The organism is Mucilaginibacter lappiensis, assembly GCF_900155965.1.
In the GTDB taxonomy this organism is placed as follows: Bacteria; Bacteroidota; Bacteroidia; order Sphingobacteriales; family Sphingobacteriaceae; genus Mucilaginibacter; species Mucilaginibacter lappiensis.
In genome coordinates, this window is sequence record NZ_FTMG01000004.1 from 1 (window position 1) to 17513 (window position 17513).

A 17513-nucleotide genomic window follows, 5' to 3' on the forward strand; every position below is an offset into this window, starting at 1 on the left:
CACTGGTAAAGGTCTCAAACCAGCGTACCGGACTGTTTTCCAATCCTACAAATACCTTACGCGAGCCGATATCTATACCGGCTGCATGATGATGCATCTTTTCCATCCTGTTGACTTATCGTTAATAAGCCGTGCCCGAAGGAGTGTAAAGAAAAAGACAGGCTACCCATCGGACAAACACAGTTAGTGTTGTACCATACCCTTAGACTCATTGCTTCAGAACCATACTCAGGGACAGGCAAAAATGCACTATAACTTAGACGGCCACACTGCACGGCTTTGCAAAGATAATGTCATTGAACCCTTAAAGGCCCCCGGATTTTAAAACTCAGGATGACAAAATAGGGGTAATGTTTAATCCTTCGCCAGTATCGGTATGGTATTATCCCGGCGGTGCTTTTTGCTGATGATGTTAAAGCGGAGGAATAGCAGTACCGAGGCCGTTGCCAGTCCTAAAGTTAAGCCATACCAAACCCCATTAACCCCCAAATTAAGCTTGATGCCTAAGAGGTAACCTACCGGTAAGCCTACTACCCAATACGCCAAAAAAGTAAAAATGGTAGGAATGTTTACATCGCCCATGCCGCGGAGGATACCCAGGCCAACCACCTGCGCGCCATCAAATAACTGGAAGAATGCTGCTATGATAAGTAACTGTGCTGCAATATTAATTACGGCCTGATCGGAAGTAATTATCCAGGGTAGCAGATGCCTGCCAAAAGTAAATATCAGCGCGGTAGTAGCCATAAACGCCAGTACGATGTGGTAATTGGAGATAGCCGACATCCGGAGGTTTTGATGATGGCCTGCGCCAAAATAATTGCCGGATTTGATAGCTGCCCCGGCAGATATACCGCTGGCCATCATGTAGGTCATGGCGGCCAAACTAATAGCAACCTGATGCGCGGCCTGCTGATCGAGCCCGATAACGCCTACCAAAATAGCTGCCCCGCCAAAAGCGCTCACTTCAAAAGTGTATTGCAAAGCTACCGGTGCGCCGATCTTCATGATCTGGATACCCCGGATACGGTCGATATTTCTGATGGCAAAGCTTTTCAGGTACTGCTTAAATATAGGCGACCTTAAAACATAGATGGCCATCACTATCGCCATTACACAACGGTCTATCAGAGTACTGTAACCAACGCCTTTAATGCCCATTGGATGCACGCCCAACAAGCCTTTTACAAAAATTACCCCGAGGCATATATTGAGCAGATTGCCCCATATAGAGATGAGCATAGCCTGCTTGGTAAAACCAAGGCCTTCGGCAAATTGCTTAAAGGTGGCAAATACCAGCAGCGGGATGAGCGATAAACTGAGCAGGAATAAATAAGGTTTAGCCTCGGTCACTACCTGCGGCGATTGATCCAAATGACCAATGAGCAACATCGTTCCAAAATAGATAGCAGCGAATAACAGGATACCGCTAATCATGTTTAAGAATAAACTATTGGAAAGCAGCAGTCCGCATTCTTTAAAATTTTTACGACCATTATTTTGCGCAACAAGGGGTGTTAAACCATAAGAGATACCCAGGCCGATAACCAGCGGGGTCATGAAAAGACTATTTACCAGCGCTACGGCAGCAAGGGAAATTGTGCCGGCGAAATGGCCCACAATAATAGAATCGGACATTTGAACCAGTGTATGCCCCAGCTGTGATATCACTACGGGAATAGCCAGTTTAAGGCTTTCGCCATAATAAGGTTTGTATTTCAGGAAAATGCTTTTCATTACTTTAGGTACAGGAGAGCAGAAAGCTTAAGGCAGAAAGCCCAAAGCTGCATTGCTGATTATTAGCAAACTTACTATAAATCTTTCACCTTCTGCGTCAGCAGCAGGCAATACTTGTAGTTTTCTACCTCAGCTTTTCACTTTAAGCGCCTCAGCTTACGGTATAAAACTCTTCTTTTTCGGTGGTATTGATGCGGATAAGACCCGATAATATCAGATCAACCAAGATACGCTGCGCCCGTCGTCTGCCAATTTTTAACAGTTCGGCACATTCCTTAATGGTAATGCGCGTGTGTAACTCCAAATATTGCAGTAACGACTTTTCATTTTCAGAATATTCAATCAAAACACCTTCATCACTTGACGATCGTTTGAGCACTTCCAGTACAATTTTACTGGCCAGTACACTTTTATCTTTTACCCTTACGTATGCCCACCATTTACCGTCTTCGGCCAGGGCATAGTGTGGTTTCAGGTCACTGGCTGGGGTATCAACAACTAATACCAGTTTATCATCTACATAAACCTCATCAAATATGGGCTCCAAAGCCGGGCGTGCAAAAAAGTGAGCCGCTTTGGTGATCATATAGCGTTCTTCATCTTCAGATTTTACGCCTTTAATAGTACCATCATCGGCAACGCCTATCAATAGTTTACCGCCCTTGTTATTGGCAAAGGACACCATGGTACGGGCAATTTTTTCGCAGCTAGTAATTGTTTTTTTAAAGTCGAGTGTTACACCTTCGCCCTCAAATATCAATTTTTTGATATGGTTCATGTTAGCGCTGTTATCCTGTCTGTTAAACTGACTATTGAGGTTTAATATAGGGGGTATGTATTTCCATCCACACTTCCGGGCGGGCTACCTGTACAAATCCAAATTGGCTATACAGGCCATGTGCGTCGGCAGTGGCTAACGACCATCTTCTTAATCCCTGCAGATCGGGGTGTTTAACAATAGTTTGCACCAGCCATTTAGATAGGCCTTTTTGGCGGAAATCCGGTAAAATAAAAACATCGCACAAGTAGCCAAAAGTGGCATTATCGGTAACTACCCGTGCAAAGCCGGCCTGAACATCCTGCTGATACACACCAAAGCACATAGAATTGGCAATACCTTTTTCCAGCACGTCGCGGCGGATACCCTGGGCCCAGTAGGAGTCGTCGTTCAGGTAATTATAGATCAGATCAACGTTAAGTAAACTTTTATCGGTAGATATCAGGAAGCCTTTTTTTATAAAGACCTCATCGTTCATATAAGTAGCCATTAAAATTGAATTATAAATTAGTACTTGTAAAATTTAAATTACGCAAATACACCTCAATCGTTACTGATACACACATTTCGCCATCCTTATTATAAATCTCAATGGGGTGGTGTACCATGTATTTGCCTTCTGTGTTTAGTATCATTTCGGCATGTTCAATTTCTGCATCAGTTAAAGCTATGGTAAAATAAAGATCAGACGCGCCCGGTTTTAAATAATGTATGGACGATGATTTTGACCACACCTTTAATTTATACCCCTTTTGAATAAGCAACTGGTGAAATAACACCGGGTAAAACGGATCAGCCGCCGAAAAAATGGTGCCACCGAAAATAGCATTGTTATAGTTTTTATTCAGGACGCTCTTAACGATCTTTACCTGAACGCCTTTAAATCCTTTATCAAATTTCACCACCCAGATACGCTGAAATAAAAGGGGAGGGTAGAAACGCATCGCCCACTTTAACATTCGTTCAGATACTACCATAGCCCTTAAATATCTGAAATTTATAAGAAATTAATAGCATTTGTTATGTAAAATTAGCGGTTTGGATAGCATCTTAGATGCCGGATGCCTTTTTAACTTAAACAATATGGTTGCTGTATGGTTAATAATAGGTTCGAAATAAAATGGACAATTCATTCAAATACAGATAACTATGAAAAAGCAAATTTTAAGTCTGGCACTTGTCGCGACCATGATGGGTGCAATAGCAACAGGTTGCAGTTCTGAGAAAAAAGCCGGAGGCTCTGATAGCACCAGCACCGACACCTCAAAAACAGCAACCCCGGCTGCTACTGATACGGCCAAGAAAGATACCTCCGCAAAGCCAGATACTGCTAAAAAAGACACCACTAAAAAGCCGGTTCATTAAAATAGCTTGATAAATAGGCCCCGGATGAGCAATTCATCCGGGGCGTATTTATTTAGAATGCGCTTTTGATAACGCCGCCATCGGCTCTTAGCAAAGCCCCGTTGGTTGCTGATGACAGCGGGCTTGCGATATAAGTAACCAGGTTGGCTATCTCATCAGTCTCGGTAAAGCGCTGAATGATCGATGTACCCCGCATACTTTTAAAAAACTCAGTCTCCATTTGACCGGCGGTCAGGTTTTTCTCAGTGGCAAGTTTGTCAATAAAGCCGCCAACACCTTCAGAACGGGTAGGGCCGGGTAAAATGGAATTTACGGTTACATTAGTGCCTTTGGTTAATTCGGCCAAGCCACGTGCTATGGCTACCTGTGCGGTTTTGGTCATGCCGTAATGGATCATTTCTTCAGGTATCTGTATGGCCGATTCGCTGGAGATGAAAATGATCCTTCCCCAGTTTTTTTGCAGCATCTTATCAAAATAAGCCCTGGAAAACCTTACACCGCTCAGTACGTTCACTTCATAAAATTTAAGCCAGTCTTCGTCGGTAATATCTTTAAATGCTTTGGGTTCAAAAATAGCCACGTTATTGATCAATATATCAACCTGGGGCAGGCTACTGATGATTCGGTCGATATCGCTCTTGTTGGCCATATCGCCGCTTAGGCCATGAATATCGCTGTTGCCGGTTTCTTTTTTAATCTGGTCTACCGCACTTTTAACACGCTCATCGGTACGGCCGTTCACATATACTTTTACACCTTCGGCAGCTAATGATTTAGCTATGGCATAACCAATACCGGCAGTTGAACCGGTTACTAAGGCTACTTTGTTTTTGAGTTGAAGATCCATGTTTTTTCTATAGTTGAATTGATGATTAAAAGTACCCAATGTTTCGTTGGCATATATCATTACAAACAAAAGATGGAATGGTGCTGACAAAATCGAAATTCTTTATTTAGTAAAGCAGGGGTGTATTTATTTAAAACTGTGACAATACAATTATAATAAATAATACCAATCGGTATATTTTTACTTTTACAAATGACCAGTTGATCATTTGAATAATAAAAACTAACATGAAAGCCATTCAATTTAAAGAATACGGAGCATATGATACCCTGAAAGTAGTTGACCTGGATATACCGGAACTAAAAGAGGGGCAGTTATTGGTTAAAGTCAATATAGCCGCGGTTAACCCGGTTGATAATATCATCAGAAAAGGATTGATACCGCAGGCTAAAAAGCCACCCATGGTTTTGGGAAATGAAGCCGCCGGGGTAGTTGTAAAAGGCAATAGTGAATTTCCGGAAGGAGCAAGGGTTATAATTTCGCCCTTTACAACCGATGGCTTGATCAGGGGCATCATCAGCGACGGAACCTGGCAGGAATACCTCGCTTTATATCCGCAAGAAGTGATCAAAACACCGGATCATGTATCTGATGGAGAAGCTGCCACATTTCCGGTAGCCTTTTTCTCGGCACAAGCCAGTTTAAATAAAGGCGATTTTACCAACAGCAAAAGTGTATTGGCATTAGGAGCGGGTGGCGCTGTTGGTAATGCCGCTATTCAATTATCGTTGGCTTATGGCTCACCTTTGGTTATCGCCACGGCAGGATCAACTCAAAAAGCAGAGGCGGCAAAATCAGCAGGTATTGAAAACGTTATTGATCTTTCTAAAGAAACCATCAGCGAGGGTGTATTAAGAATAACCGAAGGGAAAGGGGTAGACCTGGTGATTGACAGCATCGGCGGAAATTTGACCGGGGAAGCGCTTCATTCCCTGGCCCGCAATGGTATGCTGGTTACCATTGGCTACTCGGCAGGTACACAATTTACCGCCAACGTAACTGATTTTGTATGGAAGGGCATACAAATGAAAGGGCAAAGCCTTTCCGGATGGTTTAACGCTGAAGAACAGAAACAAATATGGAATCAATTGCTGCCATTGTTGGCCGAAAGGAAAATAAAACCCCTTGTGGCCAAAGTATTTGATATTGCCGATGTTGCCGAAGCGCAGCGTTACTTAATGGAGGAGAGGCCTTTTGGCAAAGTGCTCCTGAAGTTTTAAGAAGAACTTTTTAGTTAATAACAAGGGTGTTTTGATAGAGAGGGGAGGGTTCTATTTTACATAGAGCTGCTCCCTTTTGTTTATCCGGGCTATTTAAACTAATGAATAGCAAACGTTTGTGTGAAGAATTATAGTCGAAATACGTGCCATTTACCCTTCAGGATGATATCTTCATACTATCATGAAGAAGATATTGATACTGATGATAGCCTGTTTGGCATATTGCCAGGTCCGGGCCCAGGAATATAGCCAGGTTCAGCAACTGATAAGCAGGGAGTTTCCTTTTTTAAAAGGGAAGATACAATTCCGGAAGATAGCCATAAAGGATAAGGGCGATGCGTTCCGGCTTTATCAGCATGGTTCTTCGCTGCTTATCGAAGCGAATACGGTATCTGCTGCTGCTTATGCGGTAAATTATTACCTGAAATATTATGGCCATATGTCGCTTTCTCATTATGGCGATAATCTCAAATCCATAGCAAAACTGCCTGCTGTTCCTGATACCGTCAGCGTAAATACGCCTTTTCAAATCCGGTATGCTTTAAATTATTGCACCTATAATTATACCTATAGTTTTTATAACTGGAAGGATTGGGAAAGTGAGTTGGATTGGATGGCTCTCAACGGCGTAAACACGATGCTGGCACCTATAGGTACCGAAAAGGTGTGGCAAAAAATGCTGACCAATCTAGGCTACACAGATAAGGAAGTGCGTGCCTATATCCCTGGCCCAGGCTTTAATGCCTGGTGGCTGATGGGTAATATGGAGGGCTGGGGAGGTCCGGTGAGCGATGGTATGATTAATAAATGGGTTCTTCTGCAGCAAAAAATACTAAAGCGGATGAAAGAACTGGGTATCCAACCCGTGTTGCAGGCATTCACAGGTTTGGTGCCCGATAACCTGGCTGTTAAATATCCCAAAGCCAAAATTATACGGCAAGGTAAATGGGCGGGTGGCTTTCAGCGCCCGGCGTTTTTAGCCCCATCGGATAGCTTGTTCATCAAAATGGCCCGTCAGTATTATAGCGAAATGAAAGCTCTGTATGGTAATGACATTCACTATTTTGGCGGCGATTTGTTTCACGAAGGCGGTAAAGCAACGGGTATTGATGTTCCGGTTGCAGCGGGTGATATACAGAAGATCATGCAGCAGTATTACCCTAATAGTACCTGGGTTTTGCAGGGTTGGCAAGACAATCCTCGTAAGGAACTGCTTGCCGGGCTTAAAAAAGAAAATGTGCTGATCCTGGATTTAAAAGGAGAGGAGTTTAACGAATGGGAAAGCAGAAACGCCTTTGAGGGTACACCTTACGTATGGGCTTCGGTGAACGACTGGGGTGGTAAGATCACCATGATCGGCGATCTGAAACGATTAGTGAGTGAGCCGCACAGGGCATACGCATCTGCTCAAGGTAAGTGGATGAAAGGTATTGGCATTATCCCGGAATCAATCACCGCCAATCCCGTTGCTTTTGATCTGGCCCTGCAAACAGCCTGGTCGGAACCTGGAACTGATATGGAAAATGTGATCAAAAAATATATCAGCTATCGCTACGGGGCTTACAATAAAGATGTTGATGAGGGCTGGCAATTATTGCTCAGCTCTTTATATAGTGTACCTGATTCCAAAGGAGCCGAAGCTATATTTTGTGCCCGGCCTTCAGAAAATGTAACCAATACATCAACCTGGGGTTCTGATTCAATACAATACGACGCTCAAAAACCGGTGCAGGCATTAATGCTTTTCCGCAAAGCTGCTACTCAGTTTCAAAACTCTGCTACCTATAAAATTGATATGGTAGATCTGGCGAGACAAGTGATGTCAAACCAGGGCAGGGTAATTTATGCCAATTGCATGAAGGCTTATAAAGCAAAAGATGTTAAAACTTATCAAAAATGGAGAGACCTGTTCCTGCAGATGATCCGCCTGCAAAATGAATTATTAAATACGGAGCCCAATTTTATGCTGGGGCCATGGCTGGAGCAAGCCAAGACCTATGGTATTACCCCGGAAGATAAAAAACTTTGTGAATGGAATGCCAGAGTACAAATAACCTACTGGGGCCCGGATTATAATCCGAATACTGATTTGCATGAATACGCCAATAAAGAGTGGGGTGGAATGCTGGATAGTTTTTACCTGCCTCGCTGGGAAATGTTTTTTCAGGAGCTGAATAACCGGCTTAAAGGACAATCCGCAACAACGGTGGACTATTTTACTTTCGAAAAAAATTGGGCCTGGCAGCAAAACAGCTACCCAACCAAAGGAACAGGCAATTATTTAACCGAAGTTGACCGGGTGATAAAGCTGATAAGCCAGTAAGCTATTATAATATGATGTGTTATTTATGAATAACAAACGTTTGTGTGCTATTTTTTGCTGATAATGCCATATGTGTAGGTTTATGTTGTACAAGTTGTTGTTATTGTGAACTATTTTAGATTAAAATTAAGATATATGGTGATTATTAATGACTAATTTAATAAGACTCAACTTGCTTTCCTGCGCAATCAAATGATTTAACACAAACGTTTGTGTTACAAAAACAAATGTTTCCCTAACATTTAATATTATCTTGTTGTTGTAAGCCAATAAATAGTTGAATATTAATTCGTTGTATCGTAATTCGAAAACATTGTTTTGTTTTCGCTTATGCTGATTTTTTTAAGCATCATAGCTTATTCATGGTGATGTATATTTAAGGTGTCTATTGGTTTGTAGAATCGTTTTTTCTATGAATAACATATATTAAATATTAACAAACCAATTAAATTACCAAAATCACTATGAAAATGATGTTAAACAAACTCGCAACAATTGTATTGTTATGCGGGACTGCATTTGTATGCTCCTGTAAAAAAGACCTGGTAGGTACTTCGGTCAACGGGGCAAAGAAATCAAACCCCCAAACCAAAGTAGTAAGCGGCGACTACACCTCAGAAAACGCCTACAGCCTCAATGTGGTCTATTTTGTACCCTCAGACCGGACTGCCATTACCGATTATCAAACCCGTTTAAGTAAATTATTACGCTGGGGGCAAGAGTTTTACCGGTCAAACATGATCCGTAACGGTTATAACACCACGTTCGGTATGTTTGTGAAAACAGCCGATACCTCATCTGTTCGTATTGTTGTTATTAACGGGCAAAGTCCGGCAAGTTCTTATACTTATAACAATAAAGGCACGGTTGAGCAGGAAATCAACAGTTATTTTACGGCTAACCCTACGCTTAAGGCCAGTGATCATTATTTAGTTATTATGCCCGTACCAGATATTAATGCTGCCGACGTACCCTTTTACGGGACCGGCCGATTTTGCTATGCATTGGATTATGCCAAATTTGATATCCAGTATATGGGGCAGGCCACAACCGATGGCAACCTGCTCACCAAATGGTTTGGCGGTATGATGCACGAGCTTGGTCATGGCTTAAACCTGCCGCATTCGCACGAAACCAATACCGAGCATACAACTTTAGGTACCAACTTAATGGGGTCTGGAAATTATACACTGGGTTCGGCACCTACATTTATAAATCGTGCCGGCTCTGCTATTTTAAATAATTGCCAGGTGTTTTCTAAAACCGTAAAAACATTTTATAATACATCATCAGCGTCATTGACCTCTTTGAACGGAAGTGTAAGTAATGGCAATTTTATAGTTTCCGGCACTTTTACTACAACAGACGTTATAACTGCGGTTAATGTTTACCAGGACCCGGGACCTACCTATGGCGAGCCAAACAATAATTATGATGCAGTAGCCTGGTCGGTAAATCCAACAGGAAACTCATTTATGGTGACCATGCCTATTTCGGAGCTTCAAAAAACTACGGGTGACTATGAATTATTTGTATCATTAATTATGAGTAACGGAAACCGGACTACGGTAGGCTATTTGTATACCTTCAGCAATAATGTACCGGTGATCGGCTTTAATTTTGATCAGACAACCGCACTAACTGATGGTATATATGAATTGAAAGCGGCCTGCGCACCCGGCCGCAACCTGGATGTAACCAGCAGCGGAACAGCCGATGGCACCAACGTGGCGGTTTATACCGATGGAAACACCAGTAATCAACGCTGGCAGATAACCAGTATTGGTAACGGATATTACAAGCTTGCTCCACAACATACTTCTGGAAAAGTGCTTGATGTGACAGGTGGTAGCAGTGCGTCAGGGGCCAATGTGGATATTTCTACGGACAGCGGTTCCAGTGCGCAGCAATGGAAAATTGTGAGTGTTGGCTCGGGCTATTATAAATTACAGCCGGCCTGTGCACCAACGCTATGCCTGGATGTTACCAGCGGAACAGATGCCAATAACAATGTAGAAATCTATACAGATAATGGAGGAGGTGCCCAACAGTGGCGATTTGAAAAGATCAATTAATATATTGCACTAAGTACAAAAAGAGGGGTTTCGTCTTGCTGACGAAACCCCTCTTTTTTGTACCTGGTTTTAATAATCTGTCTCCGGAGCGTAATACTTCTCTCTCTTTATAAATCAAGTTAGGCTTTAATAAATGATATTATAATACCTATAAGCAGTAGTGCTGTATGTATATACATACAGCACTACTGCTTATACTACTATTGAATTGGCTGTATTTTAACAATTTATAGATATGTTTTTATTTGCATCAATAAAATTTCTTCATGAGAAAGTAAAGTTCATTATTTATTAATCTAAAAGAAATACAAAACCACTTGTTGTTATATAAAAATATCATACATTGCGCTTATTATTTACCTAATAAAACGTTTTATTAAGTTATTATAGGATAATATATTCTAATTTATTTGTTTATGGTGCTGAAAATTAGCCATATGGAATTTTATTGTCTAATAAATAATTAATAAAAATTTATACAAACCAAATATTAACCATTTCTAACTTAAAAACATGTCCAACAACGTCACTTTTACTAAAGGTAGCGGCATTCGCCTCTACACCCCTGAAAATGAAGAGTACATCGACGGGGCTTCAGGAACATTTAACCTCTCACTGGGCTACAGTCACCCCGAATTGGTGGAGGTGCTTAAACAACAGGTTGAAAATCTGATCCATGTATCATCGGCATTTACCGCCGAACTTGCGCAACAGGTACTGGATTGCATTTTGGATGAGGCGCCGGAGCATATTACCGATGGCTGGATGCGCGATATTATCGGTTCAACCGCCAATGAGGGCGCAGTGAAGATCGCCAATAAATTTAACGGTAAAAACGAGGTAGTTAGCCTGTCGCTTTCTCATCACGGGCAAACGTTGTATACCACCAATATTTCAGGTAATGCATTCAGGCGAAAATCTTTTTCCAATACTATTTCTACCAAAAACGCCATTGTGCCTGCGCCATATTGCTATCGCTGTCCGTTTTCTGCTAAAGGGCCGGGTCAATGCGGTTTTTTATGTGCAGAGGCCATTTATGACTATGTAGAATACGGCAGTTCGGGCAGTGTATCGGCCATGGTGATGGAGCCTATACTGGGTAACGGCGGCAATATCGTACCTCCGGATGGATACTTTGAAAAAGTAAGACAAATCTGCGATGAGCTGGATATCACCCTCATCGCAGATGAGGTGCAGACGGGTATCGGCCGTACGGGTTATATGTTTGCCAGTGAGCATTATGACATTAAGCCCGATATCATCACGCTGGCAAAAGGCCTGGGCGGTATTGGTATCCCGGCTGCTGCTATCCTGTATAAACCAGAGTACGCGGTACTGGAAAAATTCGAACATTCTTATACCTCGGGCGGTAATCTCTTGTCGCTAACTGCATCACAAAAAACAATGGAAGTGGTATCCAGAGAGGGTTTCCTGGAAAACGTACGCAGCTCCGGAATCGTTCTCGGCGAATTACTGAACAAGCTTAAAGAGAATTACCCACGCATCATAGGCGATGTACGTGGTATAGGTTATATGTGGGGACTGGAGATCATCGATAAAGATGGCGCTCCCGATCCGGCTTTAACCAACAAGATCATTGATATCGCTTTTGAAGATCACAGTCTCATTTTAAGGGGCTCCCGCTATGGTTTTGGCAATGTAGTTAAAGTGCGCCCGGCGCTTACCGCCACTGTTGATGATATTGAAGAGATCTATTCCCGTTTAAATAAAATTTTTAGTCAGATATAAAAAATGAAAGCAATTGTGTATAGCGGAGCCTGGGATATTGATATACAGGACAAAGCAGAACCGGAAATTACATTGCCTGATGAGGTGATTGTAGAAATTAAGGCTACTGGTATTTGTGGTACAGACCTCAGTATCATCTCGGGCGAATACATGGCAAAACCCAACGTGATCATCGGCCATGAATCGGCAGGTGTTATTGTAGCCAAAGGTAGTGGGGTTGAAAGCTGCGAAGTGGGGCAGCGGGTGATCATTGACCCAACCTATTTTTGTGGTTATTGCGAAAATTGTCGCAGAGGGCAGCGCAACCATTGCCTGCATAAATCAAGCACCGAAGCAGGTGTATCTATCGATGGTACTTTTACCAAGTATTTTAAAACTACCAAACATTTTATTTATCCGCTCAATGACAATATTCCGTTTGAACAGGGCGCCATGTCTGAACCACTGAGCTGTGTACTCACCGCTGTAAAAAAACTGGCGGTAACACCCTTTATGCGTACGGCGATATTGGGCGGCGGTCCTATTGGTTTGTTGTTTTACATGGCCCTTACACAGCATGGTGTACAGGAAGGCGTCATCTATGAAGCATCGCGTCAAAGGATCAAGCTGATAGAAGAAAACAACGTTTTATCTAAACATTGGAAGATAGAACCGGCCTTTATCCCACAAAAAAATCAGTACGACCTGATCATCGATACTACTGGTTCTTTGCTCGAAAAATCGATGCAGGCCATCGCCGATGGTGGTAAAATATCCATGATGGGCTTGCGTAATAATCAGCAGACTATTAATCCGCGGGAAATAGCCGATCGCAGTATTTCTATTATTGGATCAATTGACTCGATGGATACCTTTAAGCACGCGGTTGATATGATCAATGGCGGACGAATGGGCCTGGAAAAGATCATCACGAACGATTATAACCTGGACGATTTTAAGCTGGCCATTGAACACTTAGGTGTAAATGTCGGCACGCGTGAACGCAGTAATAACATTTCGAGCTTAAAATCGGTAATCACTATTTAACAATTTTTTAATAATACCCTATTCAAATCAAATCATGAGATATATTATATTTGATATCGACGGAACACTAACCGATACTACAGAAGTTGACGACCGTTGTTTTACACAAGCTTTAGAAGATGTATTTGGTTTTAAAGGCTTTGAAACCAATTACGGTCATTATGTAAATACGACAGATTCTGGTATTATTGATCAGTTATTCCAGGAGCAGCATCAGCGTAGCTTTACCGAAATGGAACGGGACGAGTTTATCAGTCATTTTTGTAAATTGCTGTATGAGGCTTACATGCAGGAAAAGCATTGTATGAAAGAAATACCCAAAGCTGCCGCAATCATTAATACGCTTTGCGGACAGGAGGGGGTAAGCATTGGTTTAGCCACCGGTGGCTGGCGCGAATCTGCTTTATTCAAGCTACGTTGTGCCGGTATAAATATGGAAGGCTGTGTTGCAGCTTCCTTCGCCCAGGATGCCAAAGCCAGACGTGATATTATTGGCAATACCATCAGGCAGATGAACGACCTGCATAACCTGGAGGTACCTATGAGCGATATTGTTTATGTGGGTGATGGTCGTTGGGATTATGAAGCCACAAAGCAACTGGGTATCCGTTTCATTGGTATCAACAATAAAAAACTGGCTGAGATCAGTGATATTGTCAAGCTCAATGATTATGAGGAAATCCATCAACATCTCTGGAACCAGACTGTACCCGCTTAATAATTAATTTATGATACCTGTCCGGAATAATTAAACACTCCGGACAGGTTATTTTGATACCGCCCTTTGGGTTTTTAAATAAATATATGTTGTCATCATTATCCACTCCGTCTGTTGATATCAAGCGCTCGCATCGCATCGCTACCTGTATATTTTTCTTTATTTGTGGTTTAACTTATTCCAGCTGGACCTGTCGAATCCACGACCTGAAATCGTTTTTTAGCTTAAACAATGCCGAACTGGGAAGCGTATTATTTGCTTTACCCATAGGTTTACTTACCAGCTTACCCATTTCGGGCTGGATGGTAACCAAGTATAAAAGTCGCAGAGTGCTGATAGCTGCGGGAATACTCTTTCCGTTGGTTTTATGTATGATTGGTTTGATAACCCATATCTGGCAATTGGTTATCGTGCTGTTTTGCTTTGGGTTTTTAAATAATGTTTTTGAAGTAGCTATGAATACCCAGGCTGTAGGCATCGAATCTTTATACGGCCGCTCTATCATGGCTTCATTTCATGGTTTGTGGAGTCTGGCCGGTTTTAGCGGTGTGGCGATAGGTACGCTGGCTATAAACCTGCAATGGCCACTCTGGATGCATTATGTAATCATTGGTGTATTATGCTGGATCATGGTCATAGTTTCCTATAAAAACCTGCTGCCAGAGGACGAAGCATCAGAATCGCAGCCCCTGTTTGCCAAGCCCGATTATAATATCCTGAAATTGGGTTTTATCGCTTTCGCCAGCCTCATAACAGAAGGAACGATGTTTGACTGGAGCGGGGTTTATTTTCAGAAGGTGGTGACCGTACCCGAAACCCTCACTACTGTAGGTAGTATAGCCTTTATGGCTACTATGGCGGCGGGAAGGTTTACTGCCGATGGATTAGTAACAAAATATGGGGTCAGCAAAATTTTGCAGTTCAGCGGCGTTATCAGCACATCGGGTTTGTTGCTTGCGGTTATCTTTCCTAATATCTATACGGCAACCATAGGTTTCTTAATGGTAGGCATAGGCGTATCATCAGTAGTGCCATTGGTGTTGGCTATAGCAGGTAAATCAAAAACGCTGGCACCCGGAATTGCTATTGCGGCAGTATCAACAGTTGGTTTTTTGGGTTTTCTGATAGGGCCTCCTTTGATTGGCTTTATTGCCCAGGCAACTAGTTTGCGCTGGTCTTTTGCCCTGATCGCTTTATTAGGTTTGGGTACAAGCTTTATGGCTGGTCAAATCAAAAAGATGATATGATGATCATTCTGTTCTCAAGCTCTTTATAGGATTAACAATGGCTGCTTTTATAGATTCATAACTAACCGTAAGCCACGCAATACTTAAAGCTGCCAGGGATGCGATGAAAAATACTAACCAGCCCACATGGATATGATAAGCAAAACCTGCCAGCCAGCTGTTTACCGCGTACCAGGAAAGAGGTATGGCGATAAAGATTGCGATAAAGATGAGCCTGGTAATACTGGCTGACAATAAATAAACCAGGTTAAATACAGATGCGCCCAATACTTTGCGCACGCCAATCTCCTTGGTACGCTGCTCGGCCATAAAGGCAGATAAGCCGTATAAGCCCAGGCAGGAGATAAAAATACCAAGAGCAGCAAAAAGATTAAAAATGTTACCCATCTGTTGTTCTCCCTTATAGAGATTAGATAGGTCCTGGTCAAGAAAGTCAAATTTGAAAGGATAGGCTGGGTTAAGTTCCTGACTTATGCTTGATAGCGCCTGTACGGTTGCGTTGGTTTTACCGGGTAATGTTCTTATCATCACATAGCCACCTATTTTATTAAAAGGCATTACCAAAGGTTCTATAGCCTGCTGAACCGGTTTAAAATTAAAGTCTTTCACCACACCAATGATGGTACCCTTATTACCCCAAAGCGTTAATGATTTACCTATTGCTGTACTAGCATTTAAACCCATAACGCTCAGCATTTTTTCGTTAACCATGTAATTATTTGAATCAGCCTTAAATGCTCTTGAAAAACTTCGGCCCGCCGCTAACTTCATCCGGAATGTATGCGTAAAATCCTCGTCTACACCCATTACCGGGAAACTTAATTGCGAGCGGGGATCTTTGCCGTCCCAGTCTACACTAACCGTCCAGCCGCCCAGGTTGGTGGGCAGGTCGGTAATAACGGCAAAATCACTGGTGAGCGGGTTCTGTTTTAATTCATTTTTAAAAGCTTGTTGTTTCTTCCAGATATCGCCGGTCATCGGTACATACAGGAGATTAGCTTTGTCAAATCCGGGATTTCTGTCTCTGATAAATTTAAGCTGATTGTAGATAACTACGGTGCCTACGAGCAATACAATGGAAACCATAAATTGGATGACGACCAAAGTATTGCGAAAGAGCAAATTGCCGCCCATTGATTTTACATTCCCCTTGAGCACTTTAACCGGATTAAAACCCGAAAGGAAAAGGGCGGGGTAGCTGCCAGAGATGAGACCGGTTAGCAAAGCTATACCCAAAAGACTTATCCAAAGTTTTGCATCCGATATATCGATGGCGAGTTTTCTGTTGGCCAGTTCATTGAATATTGGCAGAAATAAAATAACAATCCCAAGCGCAAACAATAAGGACAGAAAGGAAATAAATACCGACTCGCTTAAAAACTGGATGATTAACTGCCCTCGTATAGCGCCTGCAACTTTGCGTAAGCCAATTTCTTTAGCCCTGCGTGCCGAACGTGCTGTAGCCAGGTTCATAAAATTGATGCAAGCTACTACCAATATCAGAATAGCGACAATAAAAAAGATGTTTACATATTGCGCATTCCCATGTCCCGGCAAATCGCCCTGCTGTTCAGGGGCCAGGTGAATTTTGGTTAAAGGTTGTAATTGGAATGTGGCCTTCATCGAATCATGTTTGCGAAAGATTTGATCAATTTGTTTTTCCAACCTTAATAAATTGGAAGCAGACGGATCAAAATTTTTATCTAATTGAACGTAATCGTAAAAATTAAAGTTATTCCATACACTATTTTTCAAATCATTATTGGTTCTGGCTAAGGACGTCATTGGAAGAATGAAATCAAATTGCAGATCGGAGTTAGGAGGGATATTGGCCAAAACGCCTGTTACAATTACGTTTTCTTTGTTGTCTTTTCGTATTACCTTGCCAATAGGATCTTCTTTGCCAAAGTATTTTGTGGCCATTTCCTGTGATATTAAAGCGCCATCTACTTGTTTTAATGCTGTGTTCCGGTCGCCCTTCACCAAGGGATACGAAAACACATCCATGAAACTCGGGTCGGCATAAAACACGCGTTCTTCCTGAAATTTTTTGTTGCCTGTTTCCAGCAGGGTAGTGTTGCTTGGTTGTATACGAACTGTGTTTTTAACTACCGGCATTTCTGCTTTCAAACCGGCAGGCATACCTGCCGGGGTTCCTACAGTTTTAGAATCAACCAGATTACAGCTTATACGGTATATCTGGTTGGCATTTTTGTGGAACTTATCGTAGCTGAATTCATTTTGTACCCAAAGCAAAATTAGGATACTTGATGCCAGGCCTACCGCTAAACCGGTTATGTTAATAAGAGAATAGGCTTTATCCCTGATGATATTCCTGTAAGCAAGTTTGAAATATGTTTTTAGCATGGCCTGGCCGATTTAAAATGTATCGATATTTTAGGCATGCCAATAACGTGCCTTTATTTAA

At 42.2% G+C, this 17513-nt stretch carries 14 protein-coding genes; 8 read left to right on the forward strand and 6 right to left on the reverse strand.

From position 1 onward, the window contains the following. Positions 1 to 354 precede the first annotated feature (354 nt). The 4 genes from BW976_RS09600 to BW976_RS09615 form a co-directional block, all read right to left on the reverse strand. Positions 355 to 1737 (reverse strand): MATE family efflux transporter, encoded by a 1383-nt coding sequence (locus BW976_RS09600; protein WP_076372858.1) that lies wholly within the window; start codon positions 1735 to 1737, stop codon positions 355 to 357. Positions 1738 to 1888: 151 nt separating this feature from the next. After that, entirely contained in the window at positions 1889 to 2515 is a 627-nt protein-coding gene (locus BW976_RS09605; protein WP_076372860.1) for an RNA-binding domain-containing protein, read from the reverse strand. Between the two features lie 31 nt (positions 2516 to 2546). Next, positions 2547 to 3005, reverse strand: a complete 459-nt coding sequence (locus BW976_RS09610) for a GNAT family N-acetyltransferase (RefSeq protein WP_245834674.1) — start codon at positions 3003 to 3005, stop codon at positions 2547 to 2549. Between the two features lie 10 nt (positions 3006 to 3015). Continuing rightward, positions 3016 to 3474, reverse strand: a complete 459-nt coding sequence (locus BW976_RS09615; RefSeq protein WP_317042929.1) for a PaaI family thioesterase — start codon at positions 3472 to 3474, stop codon at positions 3016 to 3018. 190 nt (positions 3475 to 3664) lie between these two features. On the opposite strand from BW976_RS09615, the gene BW976_RS29040 reads away from it, so the two are divergent. Beyond that, complete coding sequence (locus BW976_RS29040) at positions 3665 to 3880, forward strand: hypothetical protein (RefSeq protein WP_139332268.1); 216 nt, start codon at positions 3665 to 3667, stop codon at positions 3878 to 3880. Between the two features lie 52 nt (positions 3881 to 3932). Here the strand turns inward: BW976_RS29040 and BW976_RS09620 are convergent, their stop codons facing one another. Beyond that, positions 3933 to 4727, reverse strand: coding sequence for an SDR family NAD(P)-dependent oxidoreductase (locus BW976_RS09620; protein WP_076373357.1), 795 nt, complete (start codon positions 4725 to 4727; stop codon positions 3933 to 3935). Positions 4728 to 4954: 227 nt separating this feature from the next. Here BW976_RS09620 and BW976_RS09625 point away from each other — a divergent pair, with 227 nt between their 5' ends. The 7 genes from BW976_RS09625 to BW976_RS09655 all read left to right on the forward strand — a co-directional run bounded on the left by BW976_RS09625 (position 4955) and on the right by BW976_RS09655 (position 15085). After that, positions 4955 to 5947 carry a quinone oxidoreductase family protein gene (locus tag BW976_RS09625; RefSeq protein ID WP_076372864.1) on the forward strand — a complete coding sequence of 331 codons (993 nt, stop codon included), beginning with the start codon at positions 4955 to 4957 and terminating at the stop codon, positions 5945 to 5947. Positions 5948 to 6128: 181 nt separating this feature from the next. Then, positions 6129 to 8270 (forward strand): alpha-N-acetylglucosaminidase, encoded by a 2142-nt coding sequence (locus BW976_RS09630; protein WP_076372866.1) that lies wholly within the window; start codon positions 6129 to 6131, stop codon positions 8268 to 8270. A 464-nt stretch (positions 8271 to 8734) separates the two neighbouring features. Next, positions 8735 to 10345, forward strand: coding sequence for an RICIN domain-containing protein (locus BW976_RS09635; RefSeq protein WP_076372868.1), 1611 nt, complete (start codon positions 8735 to 8737; stop codon positions 10343 to 10345). A 513-nt stretch (positions 10346 to 10858) separates the two neighbouring features. Next, positions 10859 to 12094, forward strand: coding sequence for an aspartate aminotransferase family protein (locus BW976_RS09640; RefSeq protein ID WP_076372870.1), 1236 nt, complete (start codon positions 10859 to 10861; stop codon positions 12092 to 12094). Between the two features lie 3 nt (positions 12095 to 12097). After that, on the forward strand, positions 12098 to 13120 hold the full coding sequence (locus BW976_RS09645) for a zinc-dependent alcohol dehydrogenase (protein WP_076372872.1): 1023 nt from the start codon (positions 12098 to 12100) through the stop codon (positions 13118 to 13120). Positions 13121 to 13154: 34 nt separating this feature from the next. Next, the gene (locus BW976_RS09650) at positions 13155 to 13838 is read left to right on the forward strand and encodes an HAD family hydrolase (RefSeq protein ID WP_076372874.1); all 684 of its coding nucleotides are present in this window, start codon (positions 13155 to 13157) and stop codon (positions 13836 to 13838) included. 86 nt (positions 13839 to 13924) lie between these two features. Then, positions 13925 to 15085: an MFS transporter gene (locus BW976_RS09655; protein WP_076372876.1), complete on the forward strand. Its 1161-nt coding sequence runs from the start codon at positions 13925 to 13927 to the stop codon at positions 15083 to 15085. A 3-nt stretch (positions 15086 to 15088) separates the two neighbouring features. Here the strand turns inward: BW976_RS09655 and BW976_RS09660 are convergent, their stop codons facing one another. Continuing rightward, positions 15089 to 17452 (reverse strand): ABC transporter permease, encoded by a 2364-nt coding sequence (locus BW976_RS09660; protein ID WP_076372878.1) that lies wholly within the window; start codon positions 17450 to 17452, stop codon positions 15089 to 15091. Positions 17453 to 17513 lie beyond the last annotated feature (61 nt).